We start from the raw sequence: 15,641 nt of genomic DNA on the forward strand, positions 1-15,641 counted from the left end.
CTGCTCCTCGACCAGAAATGCCTTGGCATAACATCGCCGACACAGTGACGACAGGGGCAGGGCGGAATCGTCCAAGGTTGCGCAAAAACCGGCGCGGCGTGCCGGGCGCCTTTGCAGCTTGCTCCCTTACTCGTGCCTTAGCGCGTCGATCGGATCGAGCCTGGCGCCGCGCAGGGCCGGGAAGAAGCCGAACACCATGCCGATCAGGGCGGAGAAGCCGACTGCGAGCAGGATCACCGCGGGGCTTGGCGCAAAGGGTATGGTCAAGGTCACGGAGGCGAGGCCGGCCAGCGCCAGCCCGATCAGGATGCCGATGATGCCGCCGAGCAGCGACAGCACGGTCGCCTCGACCAGGAACTGGATGAGGATGTGCTTTTCATGCGCGCCGATGGCGAGCCTGATGCCGATCTCGCGCGTTCGCTCGGTGACGGACACCAGCATGATGTTCATGATGCCGATGCCGCCGACCAGCAGGCTGACGCCGGCTACCGCGCCCAGCATGCCGGTCATGGTGGTGGTGGCACTGGCCATGGCATCGGCGATCTGGGTCATGTCGCGGATGGCGAAATCGCTTTCGCGGTCGGGGGTCATATGGCGCGCATCGCGCAAAATGTCCTCGACGCGCGGCTGCAATTCGGTGGTCGGCGTGCGGTCGTCGGCGGCGATGTAGATGTTGTCGATGTCGCGGTTGCCGGCGATGCGGCGCTGATAGGCGGCGAGCGGCATCAGCACGACATTGTCCTGGTCCTGGCCGAAGCCGGTATAGCCCTTGGGCTCGAGCAGGCCGACGATCTTGCAGGAGGTGCGGTTGACGCGGATGATCTCGCCCTCGGGATCGCCGGCGCCGAAGAATTGCTGGCGCACCGTTTCGCCGATCAGGCACACGCCGGTGCCCGACCGGGTTTCGGAATCGCTGAACGGGCGGCCCGAGACCAGTTTCCAGTCGCGTGCGTCGAGATAGGCGCTGTCGGTGCCGGTGACGCCAGAGGTCAGGCTTTCGGTGCCGAAGATGACGCGCACCTGCTTCTGCGATGCCGGCGAAATGGCGCGCGCGCCGGTGAGATGCGCAGCCAGCGCCGCCAGGTCCTTTTCGGCCAGCGGCCGCACCGCCTGGTCGAGCCCGCCCGGACCGCCGGGGCCGGCCGGGCGCCCGGCACGCACGACCAGCAGATTGCTGCCGAGCTTGGAAATGTCGGCCTTGACCTTCTGCGTGGTACCGGAGCCGATGGTCAGCATGGCAATGACGGCGGCAACGCCGATGACGATGCCGAGTAAGGTCAGGAACGAGCGCAGCACGTTGCGGCGGATCGAGCGCAGCGACAGGCGTACGGTTTCCCAGATCATGGCCTATGCCACTTCCAGGTTCATGGAATCGGAGGCCACGTGGCCGTCGAGGAAGCGGATGGTGCGCTCGGCGTATTCGGCGACATCGGCCTCGTGCGTAACCATGGCGATGGTCAGGCCAAGCTCCCTGTTCAGCCGCGTCAGCAGCTCCATGATCTCATGCGTGCGCGCGGTGTCGAGATTGCCGGTCGGCTCGTCGGCGACGAGCAGTGTCGGCCTGGTGACGATGGCGCGGGCGATCGCCACGCGCTGCTGCTGGCCGCCGGAAAGTTCGGCCGGCGTGTGGTGCTCGCGGCCGACGAGGCCGACCTCGGCCAGCGCCTGCATGGCGAGGTCGCGGCGCTCGCGGGCAGCGACGCCGCGATAGATCAGCGGCAGTTCGACATTCTCCGCCGCCGTGGTGCGGGCCAGGAGATTGTAGCCCTGGAAGACAAAGCCGACATAGAGGTTGCGCAGCATGGCGCGGCGGTTGCGGTCGAGCCGGCCGGCATCGACGCCCATGAAGGAATAGGTTCCGGCCGTCGGCGTGTCGAGGCAACCGATGATATTCATCGCCGTCGACTTGCCGGAGCCGGACGGACCCATGATGGCGACGAATTCGCCGCGCTTGATGGCAAGGTCGACGCCGGCCAGCGCATGCACCTTGGCTTCGCCCTGGCCGTAGCTCTTCCAGACCTTGTCGAAGGTGATGAGGGCGGCACCGGCGGCCATGGCCTCAGCTCCGCGACTGCGAGGCGGTGATCACCTGCGCGCCTTCCTCCAGGCCGGAGGTGATCTCGGTCAGCTCGCCGTCGGTGGAGCCGATCTTGACGTTGACCGGATGCGGCCGCCCGTTATCCAGCACATAGAGCGTGCGGGAACCATCGGTCGGTGCCTTCGCGGCCTGGCGCTGGCGGTTGCCGCCGGGGCGGCCCATGCGGCCGGTGAATAGGTCGCTCAAGCTCCAGCCGCGTGCCGCTTGCTGCGCCGGGCGGTAGCGGAAGGCGGAAGAAGGCACGGTGAGCACGTCCTTGGCCTGCCGCGTGACCACCGAAACTGTGGCGGTCATGCCGGGCCGCAACAGAAGTTCGCCGTTGTCGACCTCGAGCCGTGCATTGTAGGTGACGACGCCATCCGTCGTGACCGAGGCATAGGAGATGTCGCGAATTTCGGCATCGAACGGCCGGTCGGGGAAGGCGTCGACGGTGAAGCGGGCATGCTGGCCCGACTTGACCGCGCCGATGTCGGCTTCGTCGACCGCGGCCACCAACTCCATGTTTCTGAGATCGGCGGCGATGACGAACAGCACCGGCGCCTGCAGCGAGGAAGCGACCGTCTGGCCGGGGTCGACCGAACGGGTCAATACGATGCCGTCGATCGGCGCGTAGATGGTGCTCTTGGCAAGGTCGGTCTGCTGCGCCTTGAGGTCGGCCTGGGCGATGGCGAGATTGGCTTGCGCACTGTCGAGCGCCGCCTTGGCGCGGTCGCGGGTCGCGGTTGCCGCTTCGAGCGACTGGTCGGTCGCCATGCCGCGTTTTGTCAAGGCCGCTGCGCGTACCAACGCGCTTTCGGTCTCGGCCAGCGTCACCGTGGCGTCTTCGACATTGGCTGCGGCGCCCTTGGCGGATGCCTCAGCGCGTTCGATCTGGACCTCGAGTTTCACCGTATCAAGCGTCGCCAGCACGTCGCCCTTCTTGACCTGCTGGTTCTCCTCGGCGGAGACCGAGCGGATGATGCCGGACAATTCGCTGGAAATGTCGACTTGGGTGAGCGGCTGCAGCGTGCCCGTCGCCGACACCTGGACGGTGAGGTCGGCCTTGGCGGCCGGCACTGTCGTATAGTCGATCCTGGTCGGCGTGCCGGCATACCATTGATAGCCGGCAAAAGCCGCGACGAGGGCGATCAGGATCAGCAGCGCGTAGAGCCAACCGCGGCGGCGCGTCCTGCGCCGGCCGGCGTGGTCGAGCCCCAGCGCCGTCTCGATGGCGGAATCCGATTCCGTCTTTGGCAGATTGACAATCTGGTCCACCTCGGACCCCTATGATGCGCAATGTCCCTATCTGTGCACAGATCAGGCTTACCGGTTCAAATATCAAATTAAATTTCGCCCATGTTGGGATTGAGGCAGGAATGCAAACCCGGAATTACTTGCTTTACGATGTGTTCACGACCGAGCGACTGGCCGGCAACCCGCTGGCGGTGGTGTTGGATTGCAAAGGTCTGGACACCGCCGCGATGCAAGCCATCGCGCGCGAGTTCAACCTGTCCGAATCGGTTTTCGTGCTGCCGCCGGACAATCCCAAGCACCGAAACCGCATCCGCATCTTCACGCCCGACTATGAAATGCCGTTCGCGGGCCACCCGACGGTGGGCTCGGCCATTGCGCTGGCGGAATTGGCCGGTGAGGGCGGTGCCGGCATCTTCGTGCTGGAGGAAAATATCGGACCGGTGCGTTGCGCCGTGAGCCAGCACGATGGCGCCACCTTCGCCGAATTCGACCTGGCCAAGCTGCCGGAGCCGCTGAAGCTCGAAGCCGATCCGGTGGCGATCGGCGCGGCGCTTGGCTTGGCACCGCATGAAGTCGGCTTCGAGAATCACCGCGTCGCCTTCTGGTCGGCGGGCGTGCCCTACGTGACCATTCCGGTCGCCAATATCGAGGCGGCGGGCCGGATCCGGCTGGACAATCAGGCGTGGTCGGAACTGGCGCCGCGCAAGAGCGAATGGGCCTTTGCCAGCCCCTATGTCTATTGCCGCGAGACGGTAAACCACGAAAGCGCTTTCCACGTGCGCATGATCGTGCCGGGCACGCCGTCCTATGAAGACCCGGCGACGGGTTCGGCGGCGGCGGCCTTCGCCGGCGCCATCATGCATTTCGACGCTCCGACCGACGGGGTTTCGCAATTGTGGATCGAACAGGGACTGGAGATGGGGCGGCCATCGCGCATCCGCCTCGAATTGACCGTGCAGGGCGGAAAACTGGCCTCCGCGCGCATTGGCGGCAATGCGATCAAAGTCGCGGAAGGCAAGCTTTTCCTCTGATCGCCTCCGGGCTTTGTCGATTTGTCGGGAAATGATTCCGGCAGGGCTGGACAGGACCAGTATCGGCGGCTATATGGCCGCCAACGCCGGTTTTTACCGGCCGAGTGGGTGCGTAGCTCAGTTGGTAGAGCAGCTGACTCTTAATCAGCGGGTCCACAGTTCAATCCTGTGCGCACCCACCAAAAATCTAACAAAATCAATTTGTTGGACGAGGTGAGGGACCCTGACGGATGCAGGCGGAAGTCGGTATCCGCGCTATGTCTGAATATTTTGGGCAGCATCGAAGTTGCGTCCTGGTTTCTTTCCCGCTCAATCCGACCAAAAAGCCCCGTCGGCCTCTCCGGAAATTCAAAGCTTGCGAAACCCATCCGCCTCTAAATCAAAGAGATGGAGCATGATGTCGTCCGAAAACCGCGTCACACTTGTTCGGCATCATGCTCTAGATGCGCGTCATGTCATGCTTCCGGCTACCAAAATGTCGCGCTGGCGGTCGGTCGGTGCTTGCCCCTTGATCTGGTCCACGGCCCACTTCGATGATTCCCACCAGCGCGTGAACAAACTCAACCATATCGTTTGCCGTGATGGCTGCCTTGTCGGGGTTTTGCCCGATGTGCTCGGCTGCTTCGCAGCATGCGCGGCGGATGAGATCGTAGTGTACATCCCTTTCATCCTCCGGCAACGCCGCCAACTTCATGGCTCGGCTATGAATCAACCGTAGCAATAGTTCGAGAGCTGCTCCGACACTCATGCGTTTGCTCCGCATTGGTCGAGCGTCCCGGCGCTTGAGGGCGCGCGTTTGGAACGTCCGATGAGGAGGCGTTTCCCATCCCCTTATGGAAGGCTGCATCACAGCCGTTAATATATTCTTTCTTGCTAATATGCGTCCTTGGAGCCTGCAGAAGGGCCGAGCGCGCCCGTGCCTTCTCTTGCTGTCGAAATTTCAGTCGGTTCGAGCAAGGACATCGCGCCCCCCTGTTTCGGGGTCTTCGAAAATTTAGGTAGTGGGTCAGTTTGAAATTCCGCCCCGATCACAATAGGCGCTTTCGCCTACGCTCTGTCTGGAAAATAGGCTGAAGCGCATGCCATCTTCAAGCCATGACAGAGAAGCACCCAAAGCGCCCGCGCGATCCTAACCAGTTGGCGAAGTCGATTGTCTCGCTCGCCACCGGCGAGGCTGAAGATAAGAAGCCGCTCGCCTGGCGCACGCAAAGAGACGGTCGAAGGCAATCCCGATCCTAAGCACGTCAGCACGTCATTTGCCGAGCGCCAGAACCTCACCATGCGGATGCACATGCGCCGCTTCACCCGCCTGACCAATGGCTTTTCCAAAAAGGTTGAAGCTCACGCTAATGCGGTCGCTCTGCACTTCATGTATTACAATTTCGTCCGCATCCATAAGACGCTGCGCGTCACCCCGGCGATGGCCGCTGGCGTGACTGACAAGCTTTGGGAGATCGGTGATATTGTCGCGTTGATTGAAGCGAAAGAAGCCGAGAAGCCAATGGCTCGCGGGGCTTATCGAAAGAAACTTAATTGAGACAGCGAACGTTCAGCGACAGTCAAATCGAAGAGTTTATGCATCTGCATCTGACCAAATACCCAGATGCCGTTGAACGTATGCATTTCGTCATGAAGCATCCGTTTCGGGATAATGACGAGCAAATGTCCAGAACCAGGCGGGAGATTTTGGACACCGCGAAACACCTAGCGTTCTTTCACGCCCATGCGCAGGAAATACCCAAGGATCGCCTCGCGAAGGTCGCTGATCCATATTATCACGCGCGCCACGACATCCTATCCGATGTGATCGCCCATGTCGCTGCCATGCTGGGCCCTATAGGTTCCTATGAGATCGAGGAATGATGCTCGCAATTTCAAACTGACCCACTACCAAAATTTATGAGGGTTTGTACCTCAAGGCGATCCGCGCATTACTTCTCCGACACGCCAGCCTCGGCAAAGCTCGCCATTCTCGCATGGCATTCCAGCGCCGAGCGCACGATGTTGACGGCCAGGCACGCGCCTGAGCCTTCGCCGAGCCGCATGCCGAGATCAAGCAGCGGCGGCAGGGCGAGCGCTTCGAGCAGGCCGCGATGGCCCGATTCGGCCGAGACGTGGGCGGCGATGGTGTGAGCGAGGCCGGTCGGGTGCAGCTTCGCCAGGGGTGCCGCGGCAGCGGTGCAGACGAAGCCGTCGAGCAGTACGGGTATGCCCAGATGCCGTGCGGCCAGCGTCGCGCCAAAGATCGCGGCGAGTTCGCGTCCGCCGAGGCTGGCCGCGATCCCCAGCGGATCGGCAAGGGCGGCGGCGTGGCGCTTCAGGCCGGCTTCGATGGCGACCACCTTGCGCTTCAGGCCGGCATCGTCGACGCCGGTGCCGCGTCCAGTCCATTTTTCCGCGCCGCCGCCGAACAGGGCAGCCGAGATGGCGGCGGCCGGCGTGGTGTTGCCGATGCCCATTTCGCCAAAGCAGACGAGATCGATGTCCTTGGTGACCGCGTCATTACCGGCGGAAACCGCGGCGAGAAAGGCTTTCTCATCCATCGCCGATGTCTGCGTGAAGTCGCCAGTGGGCTGGTCGAGGTCGAGCGGGATGACGTCGAGTTCGGCGCCGGCGATGCGGGCCAACTGGTTGATGGCGGCACCGCCGCCGGCGAAATTCGCCACCATTTGAACGGTGACTTCGGAAGGGTAGGCCGACACGCCCTGCGCGGTGACGCCGTGGTTGCCGGCGAAGACGAAGACTTTCACGCGGTCGAGCTTGGGCATATCGCGGCCCTGCCAGCGCGCCAGCCAGGCGGCGATGGTTTCCAGCCGGCCGAGGCTGCCTTGCGGCTTGGTCAGCGTGTCCTGACGGCGGGCAACGGCATCGGCCGCCGTCTCGCTGCCGGCGGGCAGATTAAGGCAGGCAGCGCGCAGTTCATCGAGGGATTTGAAGGGCATGGGGGCAAGGTCTCCAGAAGGGAATCAGGTCAAGGGATCAGGAAAGGGCGACGGAAGCGACGAGAAGCACCGCGATTTCGCTCACCTGCTGCAAGGCGCCGATCGTATCGCCGGTCTGGCCATCGATCTGGTTGAGGCAAAGAGCGTGGAAAGCGGCAAACAGCAGGCCAAGCAGGACGAGCGCGGCGATGGCGCCGCCGGGGCCAAGCAACAGCAAAGGGATCGCGCCGAGCACGCCGCCGGCTATGGCGGTGCCGAGCGATACCGTGCCGGCGTCGGCCGACAGGCCGTCGGATCGTGCCGGCGGCAAGAGGTGCATGAAGGCGCCGAGCACGCCACGCGAGGCCGCATGCGCGGCCACCAGAGCGAAGAGGGCTTGCGTGGGATCGGGGAGTTCCGACAGCGTGCTCCAGCGGGTCAGCAGCGACAGCGCCAGCGCCATCGCACCATAGGCGCCGATGCGGCTGTCGCGCATGATCTCGAGCTTGCGTCCGCGCGACTTGCCGCCACCGAAGCCATCGGCGACGTCGGAGAGGCCATCCTCGTGCAGGCAGCCGGTGGTGAGCACGGTTGCAGCAAGGGCCAGGGCGGCTGATGGCCCAATGGCAAGGCCAAAGCGTTCCGCAGTGGCAAAGACGATCGCGCCGATCAAGCCGACGGCAAGGCCGGCGATCGGAGCGGCCCAGATCGCGGCGGCGAGGCTGCGGCCACGAAAATCGAGCACGGGCAGCGGCAGGCGCGTGAAGAAGATCAGGCAGAGCGCGATGTCATCGAGGACTTGCCGAGGCGACAGGGTGATTCTTGGGAGCTTCATGGCCTAGCTCTTCGCAATCGCATGAAAGAAGGTGCCGCTGACATGGCCGCGCCGGTAGCCGGAAGCGCCGAGCGGATTGCCCTGGCCGTCGGCGAGGTCGGCCAGCGGCTCGTCATTGCCGGCGGCCGTCATCTGCGCATAGTGGAATTCGTGACCTCGGATCAGCGCACCTTGCGGCCCCAGCGGACAGTCGGCGCGCAGCCGCGCCTCGCGGTAGCCGAGATTCATCTTGCGCCTGGCGAAGCTGGTGGAATGGCCGAGCAGGCCGAGCATGCGATGCGTCTCGCCGCCAGCATCCTCCAGCGCTTCACCAAGAACCATGAAACCACCGCACTCGCCATGGACCGGCTTCTTCACGGCGAAACGCGCCATTCCCGCATGGAAATTCATTGCGGCTGCGAGTGTGCCGGCGTGAAGCTCGGGGTAGCCGCCGGGCAGCCAGCAGACATCACAATCCTCGTCGGGCGCTTGGTCGGCGAGCGGCGAGAACGGAACGATTTCCGCGCCGGCCTTGCGCCAACAGGCGGCGACATGCGGATAAAGGAAGCTGAAGGCGGCGTCCTCTGCCAGCGCGATGCGTTGGCCGGGCGGCCGCAGCGCGTCGGCAAAGTCGCCAACTGCCGGGGCGAGGGGTGTTGCCAGCGCCATGATCGCATCGAGGTCGAGCGACTTCTCGGCCATGTCGGCGAGCCGATCGAGATGCGCCACCAGGTCGTCATATTCGCCGGCCTGGACGAGGCCGAGATGGCGTTCGGGCAAATTGAGCGTGGGATCGCGCAGGATGGCGCCGACGACGGGCAGTCCGATCGCCTCGATGGCGTCGCCGGAGAGCCGACGGTGGCGCTCGCTACCCAGCCGGTTCAGCACCACGCCCGCCATGTGCACATCCGGATCGTAGGTGGCAAAGCCCTTGGCGACGGCCGCCGCCGTGGTCGACTGGCCCGACACGTCGAGCACCAGCAGCACCGGCAGGCCGTAAAGCCGCGCCAGATCGGCGGCCGAACCGGTGCGCCCCTGCGCGGCCGGGATGCCGTCGAACAGACCCATGGCGCTTTCGAGGATGACGAAATCGGCATCGTCGGCCGCCTGTGCGGCCAGCGCATTGAGCAGCGACGGCGACATCGCCCAGCTGTCGAGATTGACGCCGGACAGGCCGGTGGCGGCGGTGTGGAAGCCGGGATCGATATAGTCAGGGCCGGATTTGGCGCCGCGCACCTTCAGGCCGCGCCGGGTCAGCGCGCGCAAGATGCCGATGGTAACGCTGGTCTTGCCAGAACCGGAGCGTGGCGCGCCGATGATGATCGCGCGCGCGGTCATGCTTGCCCAGCCAGTGCCGCGCGCATGGCGACGATGCCGCCGACGACGATCAATGCCGGTGAGGCAAGCCCGGCCGCCGCCGCTGCCTCGGCAATGGTGGCGAGCGTGGCGACGACGGTCCGCTCCTGCGGCGTCGTCGCGGCGACGATCACGGCCGCCGGCGTCGATGGCGCAAGCCCGCCGTCGAGCAGGGCTGCCGCTATGACAGGCAGATTGGCCATGCCCATATAGACGACGACCGGCTGGCCGGTACGGGCGACAGCCGCCCAGTCGATGTCGTCATCGGTGCCGGCGGCGTGGCCGGTCGCCAAAATGACAGCCTTGTTGATGCCGCGCATGGTGGCCGGGATACCGGTGGCGGCCAATGCGCTGAGGCCCGATGTCAGGCCCGGCAGCACACGGAATGGGATGTTTTCGCGCGCCAGTGCCAGCGCCTCCTCGCCGCCACGGCCGAAAATATAAGGGTCGCCGCCCTTCAGCCTGACGACGCGGCGGCCTTCACGCGCCAGCCGCACCAGCAAAGCGGTGATGTCGTCCTGCTTCATCGAGGGTTGGCCGCCGCGTTTTCCAGCAAAGAAAAGCTCGGCGTTTCCGGCTACCGCGACCACGTCAGGCGAAACCAGCGCGTCGTAGACCAGTGCGTCCGCTTCGGCCAGTGCCGCCAGCACTTCCAGCGTCAGGCAACCCGGGTCGCCGGGGCCGGCGCCGGCCAGCCAGACATGGCCGGGCTCGAGCGGACGCGGCTTGAAGTTCAGACGCGCGAGCGCCTGTTCGAGCGTGGCGTTTTCGCCTTTGTTTTTGGTGCTGCCGCTCACAATCCGTCCCGTCCGCGAAAACGCCGCTGATAATGGGCGTCGTACAATGAACTCTCGCCAAAGCCTTCCGCCGCCAGCGAGCGGCCGACGAAGATAAGCGCCGTACGCTCCATCGGATCGGCGGCGAGCTTTGCCTCGATGGTCTCCAACGTGCCGGTCAGCACGCGCTCGTCCGGCCAGGAGGCGCGGAAGACGATCGCGACCGGGCAATCGCCGCCATAGTGCGGTGTCAGTTCGGCGACGACGCGGTCGATGGCATGGATGGCAAGATGAATGGCCAGCGTGGCGCCGGTGCGGCCGAAACCGGCCAGCGTTTCGCCAGGCGGCATTTTAGAGGCGCGGCCGGAAACGCGGGTCAGCACCAGGCTTTGCGCGACTTCGGGAATGGTCAGCTCGCGGCGAAGTGCGGCGGCCGCCGCCGCGAAGGAAGGGACGCCCGGCGTCAGCGTGTAGGGGATGCCATGCTTTTCCAGCCGGCGGATCTGCTCGGCAACCGCGCTCCACACCGACAGGTCGCCGGAGTGCAGACGGGCAACGTCATGGCCGGCCTTGTGGGCCGCCACATATTCAGCCTCGATCTCGTCGAGCGACATCGGCGCGGTGTCGATCAGCTTCGTTCCCGGCGCGCAATGCTGCAGCAATTCCGGCGCGACGATGGAGCCGGCATGGAGGCAGACCGGGCAACTCGCCAAGAGCCTTGCGCCACGCAGCGTGATGAGGTCGGCGGCACCGGGACCGGCGCCGATGAAATGGACGGTCATTCGGCGTCTCCGCTGATGGCGATGGCGCAGGTGACCGCGCCGAGCACCGTGCGCGGACCAAGCAGGCTGGCGCCTTTGCCGGCGACGGCAAGGGCCGACGCTTCGGAAACCGATGGTGTGCCGGCCAGGTCCCGCGAGAGGCTGGAGCTGCTGAGCGTCCGTGGCGAGGCTGCCTGGAGAGCTGCGTCATCGACGATGATGACCGGAAGGTTCAGCGCGCGGCCGGCGGCAGCGATCGCGTCTTCATCCTTCTTGAGCGCCGCGGTGGCCAGGGCCGAAAGAGCCGACATCGCCAGCCCATGCGCTTCGAGCGCGGTTTCTATCGCCGCGAGCACGTCCTCGACGGTGACGCCTTTTCGGCTGCCGATGCCCGCGACCATCATGGCTTGACCCAGCTCCATTGCGTGACAGGCATGGCCGGCCGCCACGCCTGCATCGAGCCGACAGGCGAAGCGCGGGAAATGCCTATCCTGACAAGATCGCCGCCGCGCCTAGTGTGCTGGGCGAGAAGCAGGGCTTCCATCTCCAGCGTCACCGCGTTGGCGACGAGACGGCCGCCTGCGCGCAGCGCCTTGATGGCGGCGTTCAAGACACCGGTGTCGCTGCCGCCGCCGCCGATGAAGATCGCATCGGGCGTCGCTAGTTTGGCCAGTGCCTTGGGCGCGCTGCCTTCCACAATGACGAGGCCGGGAACACCACAGGCAACGGCATTGTGGCCGATGCGGGCGGCGCGGGCCGGGTCGGCCTCGATGGCGATGGCGCGCAGCGAAGGGTGGGCGAGCATCCATTCGATGCCGATGGAGCCTGAGCCGGCGCCGATATCCCACAGCACTTCGCCGCGTCTCGGCGCCAGCGCCGACAGGGTGATGGCGCGGATTTCGCGTTTGGTGATCTGGCCGTCATGCTCGAACATATGATCGGCAAGGCCCGATGTGAGGGGCAGCACGCGCCCTTGCGGATTCGAATCAATCTCGATCGCCAGCACGTTGAGTGGATTGATGTTTTCCAGATTGAAGGCATCGGCACGCGCTGAGCGCAATGTCTCCTTCGGTCCGCCCAACGCCTCCAGCACCGTCAACCGTGAAGCGCCGAAGTCGAGCTCGGTGAGCAGGCGGGCAATTGCAGCGGGCGCGTCGCCATCCGACGTCAGCGCCAGGATGCGCGCGTTGGGCTGCAGCAGCGGGCGGATCAGGTCGACCGGGTGGCCGTGCAACGAGATGATCTCGATGTCCTGCAGCGCCCAGCCGAGCCGCGCCGCGGCCAGCGAAATCGCCGACGGAGCTGATATGACATGCATCTCCTGTGGCTGGACCTTGCGGGCGAGGGTGGCGCCGACACCGTGAAAGAACGGGTCGCCGGAGGCGAGCACACAGACATTCCTGCCGGTGAGCGCCAGGACATCGGCCATCCCGGCATCGAAAGGAACCGGCCAGGGGCATGGCTTACCCCTGGCGAAAGAAGCGACTAGCGCCAGGTGCCGCTTGCCACCGAAGATGAACTCCGCCTCGGCGATCCGACGCTTGGCCTCGTCGCCGAGACCCGCTAAACCGTCCTCGCCGATGCCGACTACCGTAAGCCATTTTGGCGTTGGCTGATTTTTTGACATGTCGCGCCGCCCCTCATCCGCCTGCCGGCACCTTCTCCCCGTATAGTGACGGGGAGAAGGGAGAAGCTCCGGCGCCGACGCCTCCCTCTCCCCGTCCTTCACGCGGAGAGGGTAAGGGTGAGGGGCAGCGCCGACGATGTTTGACATGGTGCCCATGAAGAAGATTCTGATCCTCGGCGGCACAACAGAAGCGCGCCAATTGGCCGGAAAACTGGTGGAGGATTTCCTCGTCACGCTTTCTCTGGCCGGCCGCACGGAAAGCCCGGTTGCGCAGGGCGTGCCGGTGCGAAGCGGTGGATTCGGCGGCGCCGATGGACTGGCCGCATATCTCAGGGAGACCGGCACTGGTCTGCTGATCGACGCCACGCATCCCTACGCGGCGCGGATCTCCGCCAATGCTGCAATGGCCGCGCGCAAGACCGGCGTGCCGATCCTTGCCTTGCGGCGCCCGGGGTGGGAGGCCGTAGAAGGCGACCGCTGGCTTGAGATCGATAGCGTTGCCGGCGCCGCGCGGGCGCTTGGCGATGTGCCGCGCCGCGTATTTCTGGCGCTTGGCCGGCAGGAGGTCGCCGCCTTCGAGGCAGCACCCCAGCACCACTATCTCATCCGCAGCGTCGATCCGGTCGAGCCGAAGCTGGTTGTGCCCGACGCCGACTATCTGCTGGCGCGGGGCCCGTTTCACGAGAGGGAAGAACGCGCTTTGCTCGAAAAGCATCACATAGGTGTCGTGGTGTCGAAGAACAGCGGTGGCGCGGCGACATACGGGAAGATTGCCGCGGCGCGGACGCTCGGCATCGAGGTGGTCATGGTGCGCAGGCCGGCCTTGCCGGAGGTGCCTTCGGCTGAAACCGTCGAAGCGCTGGCCGCCATGATCGATCATTTCGTCGAACCCGACGCCGAGCGCGGCGTGTAGACCAGCGCCGGCTTGTCGCCGCGCTTGATGATCCGGGTCTCCGGCGAACCGATGATGATGCAGGTCGCCATGTCGGCCTTTTCAGCGTCGACGTCGGCCAGCAGATAGACCTCGATGCGCTCGTCTGGCCGGCCCGCGGCACGGCCGAAGATCACCGGCGTCGTGCCGGGCAGGATGGCGGTCAGGCATTCGAAGGCGCGGCCAAGCTGCCAGGGACGCGCCTTGCTGATCGGGTTATAGAGCGCGATGACGAAGCCGGCGCCAGCCGCCGCCAGAAGACGCAGTTCGATCAAATCCCAAGGCTTCAGATTGTCGGACAGCGAAATGGCGCAGAAGTCGTGGCCGAGCGGCGCACCGATGCGGGCGGCGACCGCCAGCATGGCGGTGACGCCAGGCACCACGGCGACATCGACCGCACGCCATTCGGCCGGACCGGCCTCGATCGCCTCGCAGACGGCGGCGGCCATGGCAAAGACGCCGGGATCGCCGCCGGACACCACGGCGACGTCGTGGCCTTCGGCTGCCTTGGTCAGCGCGTCCTTGGAACGGGCGAGCTCCTCGCGATTGTCGGAAGCGACGCGGGTCTGGTCGGGGCGCAGGTCAAGCCGGTCGAGATAAGGCTTGTAGCCGTAGAAGAATCTCGCCTCGGCGACAGCGCGGCTGGCTTGCGGCGTGACCTGGTCGGCATTGCCGGGGCCGAGGCCGATGACGGTGAGACGGCCGCTCATGCCTGCGCTCCAGTCGGGCGGCCGGACCAGCCGGCGACCAGCACGATGGCGAAGTAGGGCGCCTTGTCGTCCGGCTTGTCGGCAAGCCGCATCGAGACGCTGCCGGCCATGGTGCCGCGCTCGACATAGACGGCGCGCGTCAGCTTTCCGGTCGCTTCCAGCGCGCGCCTGATCTTGGGCAGGTTGCGGCCGACCTTCATGATCACGGCGGCATCGGTGTCGGCGAGGCGTCGGGTCAACTCGAACTCGCTCATCGTGCCGGGCAGCACGGTCAGCACGTCGTCACCCTGGACGATCGGCACGCCGGTCTGCGACCAGCAGCCGGACATGGCGGTGATGCCGGGAATGACTTCAGTCGGGAAACGATTGGCGAGACGGACGTGCAGGTGCATATAAGAGCCGTAGAACAGCGGGTCGCCTTCGGACAGCACGGCGACCATCCGGCCAGCATCGAGGTGCTCGGCGACCTTGTTGGCCGACTCCTCGTAGAAACCTGATATCTGCGAGCGGTAGTCGTCGTGATCCTTGTCGATCTCGGTGGTGACGGGATAGAGCAGCGGCAGTTCCAGCATGCCGGGCCGGAAGCGCGCTTCGACGATGGCGCGCGCATTGCTGTTGTTGCCGCGCTTGGCGAAATAGGCCACGACATCGGCCTCGGCCAAGGCTCGCGCGGCCTTCAGCGTCAACAATTCGGGGTCGCCGGGACCCGTGCCGACACCGACAAGCCTGCCTTTGGAAATCGCGTTCACAGACCGGGCCTCGCCAGCGAATTGAGCGCGGCGGCGGTCATGGCGCTGCCGCCGAGCCTGCCGCGCACGATGGCGTAGGGCACGCCATAGGAATTCTCGGCCAGCGCATCCTTGGATTCGGCGGCGCCGACAAAGCCGACTGGCATGCCGATGATGGCCGCCGGTTTGGGGGCTCCGTCGTTTAGCTTTTCCAGAAGATAAAACAGCGCGGTCGGGGCATTGCCGATGGCGACAACCGAACCGGCCATGCGCTCGCCCCACAGGTCGATCGCGGCGGCGGAGCGGGTGTTGCCGATCTCCCTGGCGATGTCGTGCGTGCGCGGGTCGCGCAAGGTGCAGATCACCTCATTGCCGGCCGGCAGCCGGGCGCGGGTGACGCCATGCGAGACCATCTCCGCGTCGCAGAAGATAGGCGCGCCCGCCGCCAGGGCTTTGCGGGCGGCGGTGACGAAATCGGGGGAGAAGACAAAATTCCTGGCGGCTTCGACCTGGCCGCAGGCATGGATCATGCGGATGGCGACATCGGCCTCGGCCTCCGAGAAGCGCGAGAGATCGGCCTCGGCGCGAATAATGGCGAAGGAACGCTCGTAGATCGCCGTGCCGTCGTGGATGTAGTCGTAGGCGGCCATGCTCA

17 protein-coding genes, 1 tRNA gene and 1 pseudogene are annotated in these 15,641 nt (G+C 65.3%); 5 read left to right on the plus strand and 14 right to left on the minus strand.

Annotated elements, in window-relative coordinates:
* Positions 1-126: 126 nt before the first annotated feature.
* Genes EN808_RS09630 through EN808_RS09640 form a run of 3 tightly spaced genes read right to left on the minus strand, consistent with a single transcriptional unit; the run spans position 127 to position 3,352 of the window.
* Positions 127-1,344, minus strand: coding sequence for an ABC transporter permease (locus EN808_RS09630; protein ID WP_135915658.1), 1,218 nt, complete (start codon positions 1,342-1,344; stop codon positions 127-129).
* 3 nt (positions 1,345-1,347) lie between these two features.
* Positions 1,348-2,055: an ABC transporter ATP-binding protein gene (locus EN808_RS09635; RefSeq protein WP_127871606.1), complete on the minus strand. Its 708-nt coding sequence runs from the start codon at positions 2,053-2,055 to the stop codon at positions 1,348-1,350.
* 4 nt (positions 2,056-2,059) lie between these two features.
* The gene (locus EN808_RS09640) at positions 2,060-3,352 is read right to left on the minus strand and encodes an efflux RND transporter periplasmic adaptor subunit (RefSeq protein WP_127279495.1); all 1,293 of its coding nucleotides are present in this window, start codon (positions 3,350-3,352) and stop codon (positions 2,060-2,062) included.
* A 101-nt stretch (positions 3,353-3,453) separates the two neighbouring features.
* Between EN808_RS09640 and EN808_RS09645 the strand changes: the two genes are divergently transcribed.
* Both EN808_RS09645 and EN808_RS09650 read left to right on the plus strand, forming a co-directional pair.
* The gene (locus EN808_RS09645; RefSeq protein ID WP_127279494.1) at positions 3,454-4,362 is read left to right on the plus strand and encodes a PhzF family phenazine biosynthesis protein; all 909 of its coding nucleotides are present in this window, start codon (positions 3,454-3,456) and stop codon (positions 4,360-4,362) included.
* Between the two features lie 106 nt (positions 4,363-4,468).
* A tRNA-Lys gene (locus EN808_RS09650) sits at positions 4,469-4,544 on the plus strand.
* A 257-nt stretch (positions 4,545-4,801) separates the two neighbouring features.
* On the opposite strand, the gene EN808_RS09655 is transcribed toward EN808_RS09650, so the two are convergent.
* Entirely contained in the window at positions 4,802-5,110 is a 309-nt protein-coding gene (locus tag EN808_RS09655; RefSeq protein WP_135866546.1) for a hypothetical protein, read from the minus strand.
* A 438-nt stretch (positions 5,111-5,548) separates the two neighbouring features.
* On the opposite strand from EN808_RS09655, the pseudogene EN808_RS09665 reads away from it, so the two are divergent.
* Positions 5,549-5,899, plus strand: a pseudogene (locus tag EN808_RS09665) (IS1 family transposase); the annotation flags it as partial.
* Positions 5,900-5,937: 38 nt separating this feature from the next.
* Positions 5,938-6,225 carry a hypothetical protein gene (locus EN808_RS09670; RefSeq protein ID WP_127871602.1) on the plus strand — a complete coding sequence of 96 codons (288 nt, stop codon included), beginning with the start codon at positions 5,938-5,940 and terminating at the stop codon, positions 6,223-6,225.
* A 68-nt stretch (positions 6,226-6,293) separates the two neighbouring features.
* On the opposite strand, the gene cobT is transcribed toward EN808_RS09670, so the two are convergent.
* Genes cobT through cbiE form a run of 7 tightly spaced genes read right to left on the minus strand, consistent with a single transcriptional unit; the run spans position 6,294 to position 12,617 of the window.
* Positions 6,294-7,304, minus strand: coding sequence for a nicotinate-nucleotide--dimethylbenzimidazole phosphoribosyltransferase (gene cobT, locus EN808_RS09675; protein ID WP_135915659.1), 1,011 nt, complete (start codon positions 7,302-7,304; stop codon positions 6,294-6,296).
* 37 nt (positions 7,305-7,341) lie between these two features.
* A complete protein-coding gene (gene cobS / locus EN808_RS09680) occupies positions 7,342-8,118 on the minus strand; it encodes an adenosylcobinamide-GDP ribazoletransferase (RefSeq protein ID WP_127871600.1) in 777 nt (258 codons plus the stop codon).
* 3 nt (positions 8,119-8,121) lie between these two features.
* Positions 8,122-9,435, minus strand: coding sequence for a cobyrinate a,c-diamide synthase (locus EN808_RS09685; protein ID WP_135915660.1), 1,314 nt, complete (start codon positions 9,433-9,435; stop codon positions 8,122-8,124).
* Positions 9,432-10,250, minus strand: a complete 819-nt coding sequence (gene cobA / locus EN808_RS09690) for a uroporphyrinogen-III C-methyltransferase (protein WP_135915661.1) — start codon at positions 10,248-10,250, stop codon at positions 9,432-9,434. The genes EN808_RS09685 and cobA overlap by 4 nt, the downstream gene beginning before the upstream one ends.
* On the minus strand, positions 10,247-11,011 hold the full coding sequence (gene cobM / locus EN808_RS09695; protein ID WP_127280203.1) for a precorrin-4 C(11)-methyltransferase: 765 nt from the start codon (positions 11,009-11,011) through the stop codon (positions 10,247-10,249). Before cobM ends, cobA begins: the two co-directional genes overlap by 4 nt.
* Complete coding sequence (locus EN808_RS09700) at positions 11,008-11,394, minus strand: cobalamin biosynthesis protein (RefSeq protein WP_127280202.1); 387 nt, start codon at positions 11,392-11,394, stop codon at positions 11,008-11,010. Before EN808_RS09700 ends, cobM begins: the two co-directional genes overlap by 4 nt.
* Positions 11,391-12,617 carry a precorrin-6y C5,15-methyltransferase (decarboxylating) subunit CbiE gene (cbiE, locus tag EN808_RS09705; RefSeq protein ID WP_127280201.1) on the minus strand — a complete coding sequence of 409 codons (1,227 nt, stop codon included), beginning with the start codon at positions 12,615-12,617 and terminating at the stop codon, positions 11,391-11,393. Before cbiE ends, EN808_RS09700 begins: the two co-directional genes overlap by 4 nt.
* Positions 12,618-12,771: 154 nt before the next feature.
* Here cbiE and EN808_RS09710 point away from each other — a divergent pair, with 154 nt between their 5' ends.
* A complete protein-coding gene (locus EN808_RS09710; RefSeq protein WP_135866560.1) occupies positions 12,772-13,530 on the plus strand; it encodes a cobalt-precorrin-6A reductase in 759 nt (252 codons plus the stop codon).
* On the opposite strand, the gene EN808_RS09715 is transcribed toward EN808_RS09710, so the two are convergent.
* The 3 genes from EN808_RS09715 to EN808_RS09725 are packed head-to-tail and all read right to left on the minus strand — an operon-like array spanning position 13,494 to position 15,636.
* Positions 13,494-14,258 carry a precorrin-3B C(17)-methyltransferase gene (locus tag EN808_RS09715; protein WP_135915662.1) on the minus strand — a complete coding sequence of 255 codons (765 nt, stop codon included), beginning with the start codon at positions 14,256-14,258 and terminating at the stop codon, positions 13,494-13,496. The two genes, EN808_RS09710 and EN808_RS09715, sit on opposite strands and share 37 nt — an antisense overlap.
* Positions 14,255-15,007 carry a precorrin-2 C(20)-methyltransferase gene (locus tag EN808_RS09720; RefSeq protein WP_135915663.1) on the minus strand — a complete coding sequence of 251 codons (753 nt, stop codon included), beginning with the start codon at positions 15,005-15,007 and terminating at the stop codon, positions 14,255-14,257. The genes EN808_RS09715 and EN808_RS09720 overlap by 4 nt, the downstream gene beginning before the upstream one ends.
* Positions 15,004-15,636, minus strand: a complete 633-nt coding sequence (locus tag EN808_RS09725; protein ID WP_135915664.1) for a precorrin-8X methylmutase — start codon at positions 15,634-15,636, stop codon at positions 15,004-15,006. The genes EN808_RS09720 and EN808_RS09725 overlap by 4 nt, the downstream gene beginning before the upstream one ends.
* Positions 15,637-15,641: the final 5 nt, after the last annotated feature.

The organism is Mesorhizobium sp. M8A.F.Ca.ET.165.01.1.1 (genome assembly GCF_004792065.1).
GTDB lineage: Bacteria > Pseudomonadota > Alphaproteobacteria > Rhizobiales > Rhizobiaceae > Mesorhizobium.